Genomic DNA, 15,474 nt, shown 5'->3' with positions numbered 1-15,474 from the left:
GATTGGGGTGCCCACTCGCGAAAACAGGGCCCGCTCGGCTATGCCGAGCGAGCCCCGATTCGCGCTCTATCCGATACGCCTACTTGATGGCGCGGGTGGTCGCGGTCAGGTGCGGGAAGCCCTTCTTGCGATCCAGGATGGAGATGTCGTACTCACCCGGTCCGCCGGCCCGCTTGGTGTAGAGGTTCACCTTCGCGGGCAGCAGGATCGGCCGGCCGAAGCGCACCTGGTACTCCACCGCGTCGGGCAGCTGGCTCCCGATGTTGGCGGTGGCGGCGGCCGCGCTCCACATGCCGTGGGCGATGGCGCGCGGGAAGCCGAACGCCTTCGCCGGCAGGTTGCCCATGTGGATGGGATTGCGATCGCCCGACGCGGCCGCGTAGTTGCGGATCTCGCCGAGGTTCACCGAGAGCACCGCGTCCGGCGGCGGGGGAGTGCCCTCCTTGGGGGCCGGGCCGCGCTCCTCGTCGGACAGGCTCGTCCGCTGCTGCGAGAGGAAGGTGCCGACCTGCTCGCAGACCAGCTCGCCGCCGACCTCGAACGTCGAGGTGACGTCGATCAGCATCCCCTTGCGGTGCTCGCGCAGGTTGCCCGCCGACGTGCTGATGGTGAGGCGGTCGGTCACCGGGATCTGGCGGAAGCGCCGGATCCGGTTCTCCACGTGCACCGACCCGACCGCGCCGAACGGGAACTCACTCGACGTCATCAGCTTCATGACCAGCGGGAACTGCAGGACGAACGGGTAGGTCAGCGGCAGGTTGTTGCCCAGCTGAATCCCGGTGGTCCGGCAGTACTCCGCCAGGCGGTTGAGGTCGGTGCCCTGCGTCGTGTAGCGGTACACCGTGTCGGGCACGGCCGCGTCCGGGCGCACCGGCCCGGACTTGCCGATCCCGGGCAGCATCGCGGCGACGGCGCGTGAGTAGACGTCGAGCGTCGACGGGATGTCGTCGAGCGTGATTACCCGTCCCATCAGGCGCCCAGCAGGCTCTGGCCGCAGACGCGGACGACGTTACCGGTCACCGAACTCGACGCGGGGTTGGCGTACCAGGCGACGGTCTCGGCGACGTCGACGGTCTGCCCGCCCTGCTGCAGCGAGTTCATCCGACGGCCGACCTCGCGGGTGGCCAGCGGGATGGCCGCGGTCATCGCGGTCTCGATGAACCCGGGGGCGACGGCGTTGATGGTGACGCCGTTCTTGGCGAGGATCGGCGCGTACGCGTCGACCAGGCCGATGACGCCGGCCTTGGAGGTGCCGTAGTTGGTCTGCCCGCGGTTGCCCGCGATACCGGCGATCGACGAGACGTCGATGACGGCGCCGCCCTCGCGCAGTGCCTTGGCCTTGACGAGATCATCGACGAGGCGCTGGGGGGCGATCAGGTTGACGCCGATGACCGCGTTCCAGCGGGCGTCGTCCATGTTGGCGAGCAGCTTGTCGCGGGTGATACCGGCGTTGTTGACGATGATGTCGAGGCCGCCGTGGCGCTCGAGCACGTGCTCGGCGATGGTCTTGCCCGCGTCGGGCGAGGTGACGTCGAGCGGCAGGGCGGTGCCCTTGACGCGGTTCGCGGTCTCGCTCAGCGCCTCACCGGCGGCCGGGATGTCGGCGGCGATGACGTGGGCGCCGTCGCGGGCCAGGACCTCGGCGATCGTCGCGCCGATGCCGCGGGCGGCGCCGGTCACCAGGGCGACGCGACCGGCCAGCGGCTTGTCCCAGTCCGCGGGGGCCTTCGCGTCGGCCTCGCCGATGCGGATGACCTGCGCGTCGACGTAGGCCGACTTGCCCGACAGGAGGAAGCGCAGCGTCGACTCGACACCGGACAGGCCGGTCTTGGCCTTGGGGTGCACGTAGACGAGCTGGGCGGTGGCGCCGTTGCGCAGTTCCTTGCCCAGCGAACGGGTGAAGCCCTCCAGGGCGCGCTGCGCGACCTGCTCCTCGGGCTTGCGGCACAGCTCCGGGTGGGTGCCGAAGACGACGAAGCGCGCCGAGTTGCCGGTGGAGCGCATGGTCGGTCCGAAGAACTCGAACAGGGCCTCCAGGCCGGCGGGATCGGTGATGCCGGTGGCGTCGAAGACGGCGGCGCCGAGCTTGTCCGCGCCGCGGCCGGTGGTGTTGTTGCTGATCAGGTCATAGCCGTCGGCGGCCGCGAGGATTTCGCGCAGCGGCTCGACGAGGCGGCCCTGCCCGCCCAGCAGCACCGGACCGGAGAGGGGTGCCTGCGACGGCGAGTAGCGGCGCAGGGTCGGGGGTTGGGGCAGGCCGACGCGGCTGGCGATGAACGAGCCGGGGCCGGACGTGACGAACGTCGAGTACAGGTCCTTGTTTGCTTTACCGGACACGAGACGAACTCCTTGCAGTACGAGGTGATTTCACGGTGTGGCGCCGCGAGTCGACTCGACCCGAGTCGACAAGCAACTTACTCGGGAGTAAGAATACTCTACGAGAAGCACGTTCAACTTTCAGGAGTAGGAAGCCAATGGCCACCACCCCCAGCACGCCGGCGAAGAAGACCGCCGCGAAGAAAGCCCCCGCCAAAAAGGCCCCCGCCAAGAAGGCTCCGGCGAAGGCCGCCCCGGCCGCCAAGTCCGGCGCGATCAGCGCCTTCGCCACCGCGCCCAAGCGCAAGGTCGCGATCCTCGGCGGCAACCGCATCCCGTTCGCCCGCCAGGACAAGGCCTACGCGTCGGCCAGCAACCAGGAGATGTTCACCGCCGCGCTGTCCGGCCTGGTCAGCCGCTTCAACCTGCAGGGTGAGCGCCTCGGCATGGTCGCCGGCGGTGCCGTCCTCAAGCACTCGCGTGACTTCAACCTGATCCGCGAATCGGTGCTGGGCTCCGAGCTGTCCCCCTACACCCCCGCCTTCGACGTGCAGCAGGCGTGCGGCACCGGACTGCAGGCCATCACCGCGGTCTCCGACGGCATCGCGTCGGGCCGCTACGACGTCGCGATCGGCGGCGGCGTGGACACCACTTCCGACGCCCCGATCGGCGTCTCGGAGGCCATGCGCCGCCAGATGCTCGAGGTGAACCGGGCGAAGTCGACGGCCGACCGCATCAAGGCCGCCCTGGCGCTGGCCACCAAGCTCGGCATCGAGATCCCGCGCAACGGCGAGCCCCGCACCGGCCTCTCGATGGGCGAGCACGCGGCGATCACCGCCAAGGAGTTCGGCGTCAAGCGCGAGGACCAGGACGCCCTGGCCGCCGCGAGCCACCAGAACATGGGCAAGGCCTACGACCGCGGATTCTTCGACGACCTGATCACCCCGTACCGCGGGCTGACCCGCGACGAGAACCTGCGCCCGAACTCGTCGGTGGACAAGCTGTCGACCCTCAAGCCGGTCTTCGGCGTCTCCCTCGGCGACGCGACGATGACGGCGGGCAACTCGACGCCGCTCACCGACGGTGCCTCGACGGTGCTGCTCTCGACCGACGAGTGGGCCGCGGAGAAGGGCCTGCCGGTCCTGGCCTACTTCGTCGACAGCGAGACCGCCGCCGTCGACTACGTCAACGGTCCCGACGGTCTGCTGATGGCGCCCACCTACGCGGTGCCGCGCCTGCTCGAGCGCAACGGCCTTACCCTGCAGGACTTCGACTTCTACGAGATCCACGAGGCCTTCGCCTCGGTGGTCCTGGCGACGCTGGCCGCCTGGGAGTCCGAGGAGTACTGCCGCGAGCGCCTCGGCCTGTCCAAGGCCCTGGGCAAGATCGACCGCAGCAAGCTCAACGTCAACGGCTCGTCGCTGGCGGCCGGGCACCCCTTCGCGGCCACCGGTGGGCGCATCGTCGCCCAGGCGGCCAAGCAGATCAAGGAGAACGGCGGCGGTCGCGCACTGATCTCGATCTGTGCGGCGGGTGGCCAGGGCGTCACCGCCATCATCGAGGGCTGACGCCGCGGCGGACCCCCGGGCCCTGTAACGCCCGGCGGACCGTCCTCGATATGACCAATGGCCCGATTGAACTGTCCGATCCCCCGACCCGGCAGTTCGATCGGGCCATTCATTTCACCTGCTCCCGGTACATCCGAACGCGTGAACTTCCAGCTCGCCAAGTAGATTTGATGCGATGAGATCGATCCCCGTGCCCCGACGTCTGGCCGTTATCGGCCGGATCGCCGCGGCCGCCGTCCTCGTGTTCAGCGCGGTCACCGCCGGTGACGCGCTGGCGACGCATGGCCGGACCGCGCGGGGCACCTCGGTGGCGCATCTCTCGTTGGGCAACCGGGTGCCCGCCGACGTCGAGGCGCAGTTGGACAAACTGCTGCCGATCATCACCAAGCCGGTCCGGCTGCGAACCTCGTCTGGCGGCGCGGAATTCACCGCTGACCAGCTCGGATTGGTCTTCGACGAGAAGCGGACCGTTGCCCGGGCGATGGAACAACCGGCCAACCCGTTCACCCGGTTCCTCTCGATCTTCGGATTCAAACGCCACGTCGACCCCGTCGTCATCGTCGACCGCGAGAAGTTCGACAAGGCGATCGACGCGCAGCGCGCGACGCTGGAGAAGGCCGCCGTCGAGGGCGGCGTCCACTTCGAGGTCGAGGGCGACAAAGCCGTCCCGAAGGCGGATATGCCGTCGAGCGGTCTGCGGATCAACCGGGACGTCGCCGCGCGCGTGGCGGCGGAGCAGTGGCTGAACGGCGAAGAGATCGTGCTGCCCATGGAGCAGTTCTCGCCGACCGTCTCGGCGGCGACGGTCGACGCGACCATGCGGGGTCCGGCCCTCGTCGCGGCGGCATCGCCGGTCACCGTCAAGGGCCGCGGTCGCAACGTCACGATCGCCCCGAAGGAATTGGCCGGGATGCTGGTCTTCGCCCCCGACGGCAAGGGCGGCCTGGCGCCGACGATCGACAAGGACAAGCTCAAGACCGACGTCGCCGAGCTGAAGGCGACCCAGTCGAAGCCGCAGAACGCGGGCTTCACGTTGAAGACGGGCCACCCGACGGTGGTCCCGGGGCGGTCGGGATATGTCGTCGACTGGCCCGCGACCTCGGCCGCGATCGCCGGCGCCCTCGGCGAGCACCGCACCGCAGCCGTCGCCTACAAGGAGATCAAGCCGGGATTGAGCACCGAGCAGGCCCGTAAGCTCGGCGTCCGGGAGGTCGTCAGCGAGTTCTCCACGGGTGGGTTCGCCGAGAAGTCCGGCGAGAACATCCGCATCGTCGCCAACAAGGTCGACGGCGCGATCATCCGCCCGGGCAACAAGTTCTCGCTCAACAACTTCACCGGTCCGCGCGGCGAGCACCAGGGCTACGTCTCGTCGACGATCATCGACCACGGCCACGCGGCGAAGGCCGTCGGCGGCGGCATCTCCCAGTTCGCGACGACCCTCTACAACGCCGCGTACTTCGCCGGACTCGAGGACATCGACCACACCGAGCACAGCTACTACATCTCGCGCTACCCGGAGGCGCGCGAGGCGACGGTGTTCGAAGGTGCCATCGACCTGGTGTTCCGCAACAACACCCCGTACGGGATCTACATCGAGACGCAGTGGACGCCGTCGGCGGTGACGGTGCGCTTCTGGAGCACGAAGACGGTGAACGTGGAGTCGATCACCGGCTCCCGCTCGGCCTACACCGATCCGCCGAAACTCGTCTTGCCCAAGGGCGACGAGTGCGTCGCGTCGAACGGGAGTCGCGGATTCACCACGTCGAACACCCGGGTGATCACCGACGCCAAGACGGGCAAGGAGATCTCGCGGCACACCCGCACCGTGAAGTACGACCCCGAGCCGAACGTCACGTGCAAGTAGGTCGGCCCCGACCGTAAGCCAGGTCACAGGTATCCGTATTCTCGGCGGTATGGATATCAAGGGAGCAAGTGCAATCGTCACCGGTGGTGCCTCCGGCATCGGCGCGGCCTCTGCCCGTCGTCTCGCCGCTCAGGGCGCCAAGGTCATCATCGCCGACCTCAAGGCCGAGGACGGCGAGAAGATCGCCGAGGAGATCGGCGGCAAGTTCGTCGCCGTCGACGTCACCAACACCGAGCAGATCGAGGCCGCGGTCAACGCGGCGACCGAACTCGGCCCGCTGCGGGCCGTCGTCAACTCGGCCGGCATCGGCTGGGCCCAGCGCACCGTCGGCAAGGACGGCGAGTTCGCCTCGGCGCACAACCTGGACCTGTACAAGAAGGTCATCGCGATCAACCTCGTCGGCACCTTCGACGTCGTGCGCCTGGCCGCGACCGCGATGAGCCGCAACGAGCCGAACGAGAACGGGGAGCGCGGCGCGATCGTGAACCTCGCCAGCGTCGCCGCTTTCGACGGACAGATCGGGCAGGCCGCCTACTCGTCGTCGAAGGGCGGCGTGGTCGGGATGACGCTGCCGGTCGCGCGCGACCTGTCGGCCATCGGCGTCCGCGTCAACTGCATCGCCCCCGGCCTCATCGACACCCCGATCTACGGCGAGGGCCCGGAGTCGGAGGCATTCAAGGCGAAGCTGGGCGAGTCCGTCCTGTTCCCCAAGCGCCTCGGCGTGCCCGACGAACTCGCGTCGATGGTCGAGGAACTGATCACCAACTCGTACATGAACGCCGAGGTGATCCGCGTCGACGGCGGCATCCGGATGCCACCGAAGTAGTCCGGCCACGATTCAACCGAGGAGTTCCCGCGTCGAACGGCGCGGGAACTCTTTGCTTTGTCCGAGCCCACGGAAGGCCGGAGGCCGCGTCGCCGTCCGGGGGAGGGGCGACGGCGGTGTTAGCGTGAGGCGATCGGCGAGAGTCGCACGCAGCGAGACGGTCACCAGCGGTCGGGAGGAAGCATGGCAGACGAGAAGAACGATCAGGTCCCCGATGTCGAGATCAACCCGGTCTTCGCCCGCGGCGGCGAGGCGACGGCCTATCCGGCCAACCGCATCCCCCAGGGCGAGAGCCTGCCGGAGACCGCCTACCAGGTCGTTCACGACCAGGCCATGCTGGACGGGAACGCGCGGCTGAACCTCGCCACCTTCGTCAGCACCTGGATGGATGTGCAGGCGAAGGACCTGTACGTCGAGGCCTTCGACAAGAACATGGTCGACAAGGACGAGTACCCGGCGACCGCGGCGGTGGAGACCCGCTGCGTGAAGATGATCGCGGCGATGTGGAATGCCGCGGATCCCGACGACACCGTCGGCACGTCGGCCATCGGCTCGTCGGAGGCGGCGATGCTCGGCGGCCTGGCGATGAAACGCAAGTGGCGCAACGCCCGCCAGGCGGCCGGCAAGCCGACCGACAAGCCGAACCTGGTGATGTCGAGCGCGGTGCAGGTCTGCTGGGAGAAGTTCTGCAACTACTTCGAGGTGGAGCCGCGGTTCGTCCCGATCAGCCACAAGCACAAGGTGCTCGACGGCCACGAGCTGGAGCGCTACGTCGACGAGAACACCATCGGCGTCGTCGCCATCATGGGCGTGACCTACACCGGCATGTACGAGCCGGTGAAGGAGATCTCCGCCAAGCTCGACGAGATCCAGAAGGACACCGGCCTGGACATCCCGATCCACGTCGACGCCGCTTCCGGCGGCTTTATCGCCCCCTTCTGTCAACCCGATCTGGAATGGGATTTCCGCGTCGAACGGGTCGTGTCGATCAACACCTCCGGCCACAAATACGGGCTGGTCTACCCGGGGTTGGGCTGGGTTGTGTGGCGCGACAAGCAGTCCTGCCCCGACGACCTGATCTTCTACGTCAGCTATCTCGGCGGTTCGGAGGCCACCTTGGCGCTGAATTTCTCGCGTCCCGGGGCGCAGGTGCTGCTGCAGTACTACTTGTTTCTGCGGCTCGGCGTCGACGGCTATACCCGCGTGCAGTCGAATTCCCGCGACGTCGCGATGTTCCTGGCCGGCGAGATCGGCAAGATGGAGCAGTTCGAGTTGTGGAACGACGGCTCGGACATCCCCGTGTTCGCGTGGTATCTCAAGCCGGGGGTCACGAAGAACTGGTCGCTCTACGACCTCGCGGACCGGCTGCGGCTGGCCGGCTGGCTGGTCCCGGCCTATCCGATGCCGAACGACCTGGCCGACCTCACCGTCCAGCGGATCGTCGTCCGCAACGGGCTGAGCCACGACCTGGCGACGCGGCTGCTCGAGGACGTCAAGAAGGCGGTCGCCTTCCTGGAGGATCTCGACGGCCCGATGCCGCGCGTCGCGCCGACCACGCCGCAGTTCACACACTGACGTCGGCGGGCGCCCAACCTACGCCGCGGCGATGTCGGTGACGACGACGGGCCGGTCGCGCACGCCGCGCATCCCCAGGGCCGCGGCGACGAGGCTCATCGTCGCCACGACGGCGACGAACCACGGGAAGATCGCGGCCGTACCGAATGTCGACGCCAAGGCGCCCGCGGTGATCGTCGGGACCGCCATCGCCAGGTATCCGAGCAGGTAGTAGGCGCTCATCACCCGCCCGCGCGCGTCGGCCGGGGTGACCTCGTTGAGGTGGCGCAGCGAACCGCCGAACACCAACCCGAAGGCCGCGCCCAGGGCGAAGGAGTCGGCGACGACGAAGACCGTGGACCCCAGGTGCAGCGCCCACACCGCGCATATGAGCGTGACGATCAGCCCGATGCTGCCGACGACCGCGGTCTTGCGCGGGTTGAACCGGGCGCTGAGCCGTTGCGACAGGGCTGAGGCGGCGGCCATCGCGGCGATGACCACACCGGCGAAGAGGATCGACCGATGGCCGGTGGCGTGCTCGGTCAGCGCCGGGTAGAGGCTGAGGAAGACGCCCAGCACCGACCAGGACGTGAAGATGCCGATCGCGGAGAAGGTGAAGTCGGCGCGGATCTGTGTCGGGACGGAAGGCGCGGCGATCCTGATCGGCTCACCGGTGCGCCCGATATGCGGTTCGACGAGGAGCAGCAGCGCCACCAGCATCAGCGAGACGATGATCGCCACGATGAGATACGGCAGCCGCAGCGGGTTGGGCGCCCACTGGGCGGCGGCCGCGGCGCCGATGATGGTGACGGCCATCCCGACGTTCAGCGCGACCCCGCTGCGCATGCCGTTGCGCGCGCCGTCGTCGGGCGCGACGTCGAGGAGGGCCGCACCGGAGACGACGGTGATCGCGCCGATCGCGGCGCCGTGCAGGAAGCGCGCGACGAGCAGCAGCCAATAGGTGTGCTCGTCGGCGACGAGGAACAGGACGAGGCCGACGAGGATGGACACCAGGGCGGCGACGAGGACGGGTTTGCGGCCGAGGGAATCGGAGATCGGTCCGACGGTCAGTGCCGCGATGAGCGCACCGATCGCGTAGACGGCGAAGATCATCGTGATCGTCAGCGGGCTCAGATGCCATTCCTGGGCGTAGCGCGGGTACAGCGGAGAGGGCAATCCGGAGCAACCGAGAGCCAGTGCGAGCAGGGAGAGCAGGAACGGGTACGCCCACCACTGCGGGTGGGTGGTGCGGTCGGTCCGGTCGGTTTCGGTGCGGACGGCGGTGCTCATCACGATCCTCGGGTATGTTTGACAATGATCGAACAGTGATGTCGAGACTAGCTCATTGTTCGACGCACATCAAACGATTATCGGAGTGTGAGACCGTGACGAACGCACAGATCGACGTGCCGGACACCGCCGTCGCCGATCTCCACGCGATCCTGAACGCGCTGGCCGACCCGGTGCGCCTGGAGATGGCCCGGCGATTGTTCAACGCCGACGAGCCGCAGGCCTGCGTCGACCTCTACGACACCGTCACCAAGGCGACCGCCAGCCACCACCTCAAGATCCTGCGGGAGGCCGGTGTCGTACAGCGCTTTCCCGACGGGCGATGCGCGCGGTACGCGCTGCGCACCGACGACGTCGACGCCGCCTACCCGGGTCTGCTGGCCTCAGTACTGACCGCCGCGAATCAGCGGTAGCGGCTACCCCCGTACGAAATCGGGCCCGACACCGTGACGGTGTCGGGCCCGATTCGGGTTGATACGACGATCAGAACGCGGCTTCGTCGAGTTCCATGATGTCGTTGTCGATGTTCTCCAGGATGGCCCGGGTCGACGTGAGCTGCGGGAGCATGTTCTTCGCGAAGAAGGTCGCGACGGCGACCTTGCCCTCGTAGAACGCCTTGTCCGCACCGTCGGCGCCGTTGTCCAGGGCGGCGAGGGCGACCTCGGCCTGGCGCAGCAGCAGCCAGCCGATCAGCAGGTCGCCGACCGACATCAGGAAGCGCACCGAGCCGGTGCCGACCTTGTACAGCTGCTTCGGGTCCTCCTGCGCCGACATGAGGAAGCCGGTGAGCGTGGCGGCCATGCCCTGCACGTCCTCCAGGGCGGTCTGCAGCAGCGCGCGCTCACCCTTGAGGCGACCGTCGACCGCGTCGGAGGAGATGAACTCCGAGACCTGCCCGGCGACGTGGCCGAGAGCCTGGCCCTTGTCGCGGATGATCTTGCGGAAGAAGAAGTCCTGCGCCTGGATGGCCGTGGTGCCCTCGTACAGCGAGTCGATCTTCGAGTCGCGGATGTACTGCTCCAGCGGGTAGTCCTGCAGGAAGCCCGAACCGCCCAGCGTCTGCAGCGACTCGGTCAGCTTCTCGTAGGCGCGCTCGGAGCCGACGCCCTTGACGATCGGCAGCAGCAGGTCGTTGACCTTGAACGCCATGTCCTTGTCGGCACCGGAGACGAGATTCGCGGTGACCTCGTCCTGGTGGGCGGCGGTGAACAGGTAGACCGCGCGCAGGCCCTCGGCGTAGGCCTTCTGCGTCATGAGCGAACGGCGCACGTCGGGGTGATGCGTGATGGTCACGCGCGGCGCGGCCTTGTCGGTCATCTGCGTCAGGTCGGCGCCCTGGACGCGCTGCTTGGCGTACTCGAGGGCGTTGAGGTAGCCGGTCGAGAGCGTCGAGATGGCCTTGGTGCCGACCATCATGCGGGCGTGCTCGATGACGTCGAACATCTGGGCGATGCCGTTGTGGACCTCGCCGACGAGCCAGCCCTTGGCCGGAACGCCGTGCTGGCCGAAGGTCAGCTCGCAGGTGGCCGAGGCCTTCAGGCCCATCTTGTGCTCGACGTTGGTGACGAAGACACCGTTGCGCTCGCCGAACTCCTGGGTCTCGAAGTCGAAGTGGACCTTCGGGACGTAGAACAGCGACAGGCCCTTGGTGCCGGGGCCGGCACCCTCGGGGCGGGCGAGAACGAGGTGGAAGACATTCTCGAACATGTCGTCGGAGTCGGCCGAGGTGATGAAGCGCTTCACGCCGTCGATGTGCCAGCTGCCGTCTTCCTGCTGGGTGGCCTTGGTGCGACCGGCGCCGACGTCGGAACCGGCGTCGGGCTCGGTGAGGACCATGGTGGCGCCCCAGCCGCGCTCGGCGATGATCTCGGCCCACTTCTTCTGCTCGTCGGTGCCGTTGTTGTAGAAGACCTGGGCGAAGGACGGGCCGGCCATGTACATAAAGGCGGCCGGCTGGGCGCCGAGGAGCAGCTCGGCGATGCCCCACTTGACGGCCGACGGGACCGGCACGCCGCCGAGCTCCTCGCGCAGGCCGCTGAACTGCCAGCCCGACTCCTGGAAGGTCGCGACGGCCTTCTTGAAGCCCTCGGGGATGGCGACGGTGTGGGTCTCCGGGTCGAAGACCGGCGGGTTGCGGTCGGTGTCGGCGAACGGCTCGGCGATCGGGCCTTCGGCCAGCGCCGCGACCTCGCGGAACATGTCGGCGACCGTCTCACGGTCGAGGTCGGCGAACTCGCCTTCGCCGAGAACCTTCTCGAGGCCGAGGACCTCGAAGATGTTGAACTGGAGGTCACGCAGGTTGGACTTGTAATGGCCCATGGTGGTGCATTCCTTTTTTCTCGGGCTGTGTCGGCCACGGCCCAGGGGACTGAGGGGGTGACGCGGAGAGCTATGTTACTCGCCGGTAACCATCTCAGAATACCCCTCGGTTCAAACCTGGACAACTGAGAGTTGTGTGACCTCAATCAATCGCCCCAGGAATCCCTCCAGTCACGCGTTTTCGCGGAGAAAGGCCAGGTCGTCGGGGATTCCGTCGGCGGGCGTCTCCAACACGACGGGGGCATCGGCGGCCTCGATCACGCCGACGAGGACGGTGGGGTCGATCTGTCCGGAGGCCAGATTCGCGTGGCGGTCGCGGCCGGAGTCGAACTCGTCGCGCGAGTTGTTCAAATGCACCAGGTCGATCCGGCCGGTGATCGCCCGGATCCGCTCGACCATGCCGACGAGGTCTTCGCCGCCGGCCCAGGCGTGACAGGTGTCCAGACAGAACCCGGCCTGCTCGAAATCGCCCACGGCCTCCCACAGCCGCTCGATCATCTCCAGGGTGCGCGCCATCGCGTGGTCGCCGCCCGCGGTGTTCTCGATGAGGATCGGCACGCCGAAGCCCCCCTTGTCGGCCTGGCGCTCGAACAACTTGCGCCAATTCTCGTAGCCGAGCGCCGCATCCTCCCCGTCGCGCAGGTGACCGCCGTGGACGACGAGGCCGAAGGCGCCCAACTCCGCGGCGGCGGCGGCCTGCTGCTCGACGGCTTTGCGCGAGGGCATCCGCAGGCGGTTGTTGAGGGAGGCGACGTTGATCTGGTAGCTGGAATGCACCACGACGTCGATCTCCGACGCGGCGATCGCCTCGGCGTCGGCGCGCTTCTCCGGCTTCTTCCACCCCTGGGGGTCGGTGACGAACATCTGGAAGAGGTCGATGCCGAGTTCCTCGGCGGTCTCGAGTGGACTCTCGTCTTCGCGCAGGTGGGCTCCGATTCGCATGGCTCTACGATAGGCGCCATGACCCTGGCGCGATCACTGCTCCTCTTCGCCGTCGCCGCCCTGCTCGAGATCGGCGGCGCCTGGATGGTGTGGCAGGGCCTGCGCGAACACCGCGGTTGGCTGTGGGTGGGGATCGGCGCGGTGGCGCTCGGCCTCTACGGCGCGGTGGCGGCGGCGCAACCGGACGCCAATTTCGGGCGGGTGTTGGCCGCCTACGGCGGCGTCTTCATCGTCGGGTCGCTGGCCTGGGGGATGATCGTCGACGGCTTCCGCCCCGATCGGTACGACCTCGTCGGTGCCGCCGTCTGCCTCGTCGGGGTCGTGGTCATTATGTGGCCGCGCTGAGTCTCCGCGCGCCGAGCATTCGCGTCACCCGCGCGATACGTCAGCTTCGCGTCGAACCGACGTCGTCGCCGACCTCGTACTCGGTCTCCACCGACATCGGCACCCCGGGGGCGATCAACAGGCTGCACGGCGTCGGACTGTCCGGGTAGAGGGTGAACCACTGGTGGTTGGTCCCGGCGCCGTAGACCGACTCTAGGACGCGCTGCAGGCGTGCCTCGCCCTCGCGATTCAAGATGTATTTGCTGCCGCCGTAGTGCAGGAACCGATTCGGCACGGCACCTCCCTATGTTTGTGACCTGGGTCACCAGGGTAGTGGAGATCGACCGTCAGATGCGACGAGTCCCGCACCTGGGGTGCGGGACTCGTCTGTGGGTCTGCCGGCTTGCCGGGTACGGCCCCGGTCAGCGGCGGAGGTTCACCCGCATGAGATAGACCTGGTAGCCGTGCCAGATGGAGTAGGTGAAGTACATCGTCGGGCCGTCGAGGGACCACGGATGGATGAACGGGGCGTAGCCGCCGAGCGGATCGCTCGCCGGCACGATGTTCTGCCCCGGCGTCCACGGGCCCTCCGGGCGCGGCGCGGTGCGCAGGACGGCGCCGTCGCGGGTCGCCAGGGAGACGTAGCGGCCGAGGTAGCGGTTGTAGGCCACCGACAGCTCGCCGGTGGGCGCGGACATGATCGGCGTCGCGGCCGTCGGGCTGCCCTTGTGCCAGTGGTTCACCGACCAGTACTCGTAGGCGCCGAGGTTCTCGATCTTCCCCTCCGGCACGCGGCCGAGGTAGACCGCGCCGTAACGGCCGCTCGGCGTGCCGTAGACGTAGACGTAGCCGCCGTCCTTCATCATCGCGACCTGCTGGAACTTGCGGTTGCCGCGGTAGTTCGGGCGGTACGCGACCACGCGCTTGAAGGTGCGGCCGTTGTTGCCGGAGACGGCCAGGGCGCCGTAGCGGGTCATCCAGCGACCCGCGTCGCCCCACACGTTGACGGCCTGGATGCCCATGTACTGCTTGCCGTTGACCGCGACGCCGCCGGTCGGGACGATCGTGATCTCGCGGCGGCTCGCCTTGACGACGCGCTTGGCGTATCCGGGCGGACCGGAGTGGCCGGTGAAGGTCATGCCGTTGGACAGATTGCGGTCACGGCTGCGCAGCAGCGCGTTGGAGCGGAGCTGGAACAGCTGTCCGCGCAGCAGCGACCAGCCGTCGAAGGACTGCGTGTCGCCGAAGGCGGCCAGCACCTCGCCCTTGCCGTTGTCCCACAGGATGCCGAGGTCGGTGCCGATGATGTCGTATTTGCCGACGGTGTCGTTGATCGCGCCGGGGCCGGTCAGGCGGGCGACGATGGTCCCGCGACCGTTGACGACGGCGTTGGCGTCGGTGGCATTGACGGCCGACGCCAAGCCGGCCGCCGTGGCGGCGGCAACGGTCAGGGCTACGGCTTTGGCGCGGCTGGAACGGAAAAGCATGTGTCGCAGGTTACCAGCCGACGTTGCCGAATCGTTATTCGAGACGGAGCCGTAACCAGCTTCACTCCGGTTGGAAACGTTCCCCGGCCGTCACATTGGTGGCGTTTATTTCGGCGGCGGAGTTGTTGACGGCGGTCGCTACGCCGGTGCCGATGGCCCCGGCTTCGTCGTAGATGGTCGTGGTGCTGACCGAGATCCCGTCGTCCTCGGAGTGGAATTGCGCCTGGACGCCGACGCGGCGCCCGATCGGGAGGCGCGAGAGGGCGACGGTGAGATCGCAGTTGATCAGGGCGATGCCGGTGGTGCCCCAATTGCCGACGGCGCTGGTCGATTCGGCTGCCGTCACGGCGAGTACGAACGGCGACGGCTCCTCGCCGGGCACGACGGGCAGCGTCTGCGCCCAGTTGCGTTTGCGCCCCGGACCCTGCATGGCGCTGAAGTCGTGGGTCCACGCCACGGTGTCGACGGGGGTCCCGTCGGCGGTGGTCGTCGCATCGGCGGCGAAGAAGGGGTAGTAGTCGTCGGCGGCGGCCGGTGGCGGGTCGAAGGTCGACGGCGGGGTCCAGCGCTCGCCGTGTGGATTCGCCGACTCCTTGAGGAACACCGTCGTCGACCGGGCGACGCAGACCGGATCGTCGTCGTCCCGATGCTGCAGGATGTCGACCTGGACGACGCGGACCCGGCCGCCGTCGCGCACGATCGTCGCCTCGGTCGTCGTGGGTATCGAGCGGGCCGCGCGAAACATGTCGACGGTGAATCGAGCAGGCCGGAAGCCGTCGCGCGCCCCGGCCGACTCGGCGGCGCGGGCGCCCAGTGCGCAGACCGCCGGGCCGTGCAGGGTTCCCTTGGCCCACAAGCTCATCGAGTAGCGAGTGGCGTGCAGACGGCCGTCGGATTCGGTGAAGAAGCTCGGATTAGCCATTGTTCCTTGTTACACCCACGGCGGGGAGCGGTAAGGGCGTTGGGGGTATGTGCCAAATCGTT

General features: G+C 68.2%; 14 protein-coding genes. 6 read left to right on the top strand and 8 right to left on the bottom strand.

The window, feature by feature from the left end:
- Window positions 1-79: 79 nt before the first annotated feature.
- Together HUN08_RS16805 and HUN08_RS16800 are read right to left on the bottom strand one after the other, a co-directional pair.
- Entirely contained in the window at window positions 80-970 is an 891-nt protein-coding gene (locus tag HUN08_RS16805) for a MaoC/PaaZ C-terminal domain-containing protein (protein ID WP_124248091.1), read from the bottom strand.
- On the bottom strand, window positions 970-2,337 hold the full coding sequence (locus HUN08_RS16800; RefSeq protein ID WP_124248090.1) for a 3-oxoacyl-ACP reductase: 1,368 nt from the start codon (window positions 2,335-2,337) through the stop codon (window positions 970-972). Before HUN08_RS16800 ends, HUN08_RS16805 begins: the two co-directional genes overlap by 1 nt.
- Window positions 2,338-2,474: 137 nt before the next feature.
- Here HUN08_RS16800 and HUN08_RS16795 point away from each other — a divergent pair, with 137 nt between their 5' ends.
- The 4 genes from HUN08_RS16795 (at window position 2,475) to HUN08_RS16780 (ending at window position 8,149) form a co-directional block, all read left to right on the top strand.
- Window positions 2,475-3,884, top strand: coding sequence for an acetyl-CoA C-acetyltransferase (locus tag HUN08_RS16795; RefSeq protein ID WP_301546781.1), 1,410 nt, complete (start codon window positions 2,475-2,477; stop codon window positions 3,882-3,884).
- Between the two features lie 175 nt (window positions 3,885-4,059).
- Window positions 4,060-5,748: a VanW family protein gene (locus tag HUN08_RS16790; RefSeq protein WP_124248088.1), complete on the top strand. Its 1,689-nt coding sequence runs from the start codon at window positions 4,060-4,062 to the stop codon at window positions 5,746-5,748.
- 49 nt (window positions 5,749-5,797) lie between these two features.
- Window positions 5,798-6,574: an SDR family NAD(P)-dependent oxidoreductase gene (locus HUN08_RS16785; RefSeq protein WP_124248087.1), complete on the top strand. Its 777-nt coding sequence runs from the start codon at window positions 5,798-5,800 to the stop codon at window positions 6,572-6,574.
- Between the two features lie 183 nt (window positions 6,575-6,757).
- Window positions 6,758-8,149, top strand: a complete 1,392-nt coding sequence (locus HUN08_RS16780) for a glutamate decarboxylase (protein ID WP_124248086.1) — start codon at window positions 6,758-6,760, stop codon at window positions 8,147-8,149.
- Between the two features lie 18 nt (window positions 8,150-8,167).
- Here HUN08_RS16780 and HUN08_RS16775 read toward each other — a convergent pair whose 3' ends face one another.
- Window positions 8,168-9,418, bottom strand: a complete 1,251-nt coding sequence (locus HUN08_RS16775; RefSeq protein ID WP_124248085.1) for an MFS transporter — start codon at window positions 9,416-9,418, stop codon at window positions 8,168-8,170.
- Between the two features lie 95 nt (window positions 9,419-9,513).
- On the opposite strand from HUN08_RS16775, the gene HUN08_RS16770 reads away from it, so the two are divergent.
- Complete coding sequence (locus tag HUN08_RS16770; protein WP_301546780.1) at window positions 9,514-9,831, top strand: helix-turn-helix transcriptional regulator; 318 nt, start codon at window positions 9,514-9,516, stop codon at window positions 9,829-9,831.
- Window positions 9,832-9,901: 70 nt separating this feature from the next.
- On the opposite strand, the gene HUN08_RS16765 is transcribed toward HUN08_RS16770, so the two are convergent.
- Window positions 9,902-11,737, bottom strand: a complete 1,836-nt coding sequence (locus tag HUN08_RS16765) for an acyl-CoA dehydrogenase (protein ID WP_124248083.1) — start codon at window positions 11,735-11,737, stop codon at window positions 9,902-9,904.
- Between the two features lie 171 nt (window positions 11,738-11,908).
- The gene (locus HUN08_RS16760; protein WP_124248082.1) at window positions 11,909-12,679 is read right to left on the bottom strand and encodes a deoxyribonuclease IV; all 771 of its coding nucleotides are present in this window, start codon (window positions 12,677-12,679) and stop codon (window positions 11,909-11,911) included.
- Window positions 12,680-12,697: 18 nt separating this feature from the next.
- On the opposite strand from HUN08_RS16760, the gene HUN08_RS16755 reads away from it, so the two are divergent.
- The gene (locus HUN08_RS16755; RefSeq protein WP_124248081.1) at window positions 12,698-13,024 is read left to right on the top strand and encodes a YnfA family protein; all 327 of its coding nucleotides are present in this window, start codon (window positions 12,698-12,700) and stop codon (window positions 13,022-13,024) included.
- A gap of 40 nt (window positions 13,025-13,064) precedes the next feature.
- Here HUN08_RS16755 and HUN08_RS16750 read toward each other — a convergent pair whose 3' ends face one another.
- The 3 genes from HUN08_RS16750 to HUN08_RS16740 form a co-directional block, all read right to left on the bottom strand.
- The gene (locus tag HUN08_RS16750; RefSeq protein ID WP_124248080.1) at window positions 13,065-13,298 is read right to left on the bottom strand and encodes a hypothetical protein; all 234 of its coding nucleotides are present in this window, start codon (window positions 13,296-13,298) and stop codon (window positions 13,065-13,067) included.
- Between the two features lie 127 nt (window positions 13,299-13,425).
- On the bottom strand, window positions 13,426-14,490 hold the full coding sequence (locus tag HUN08_RS16745) for a DUF4185 domain-containing protein (RefSeq protein ID WP_124248079.1): 1,065 nt from the start codon (window positions 14,488-14,490) through the stop codon (window positions 13,426-13,428).
- A 61-nt stretch (window positions 14,491-14,551) separates the two neighbouring features.
- Entirely contained in the window at window positions 14,552-15,412 is an 861-nt protein-coding gene (locus tag HUN08_RS16740) for an acyl-CoA thioesterase domain-containing protein (RefSeq protein WP_124248078.1), read from the bottom strand.
- Window positions 15,413-15,474 lie beyond the last annotated feature (62 nt).

Source organism: Gordonia sp. X0973 (assembly GCF_013348785.1).
In the GTDB taxonomy this organism is placed as follows: domain Bacteria; phylum Actinomycetota; class Actinomycetes; order Mycobacteriales; family Mycobacteriaceae; genus Gordonia.
The sequence above is the reverse complement of the archived record's forward strand: the minus strand, read 5'-3'. Positions and strand labels throughout refer to the sequence as shown.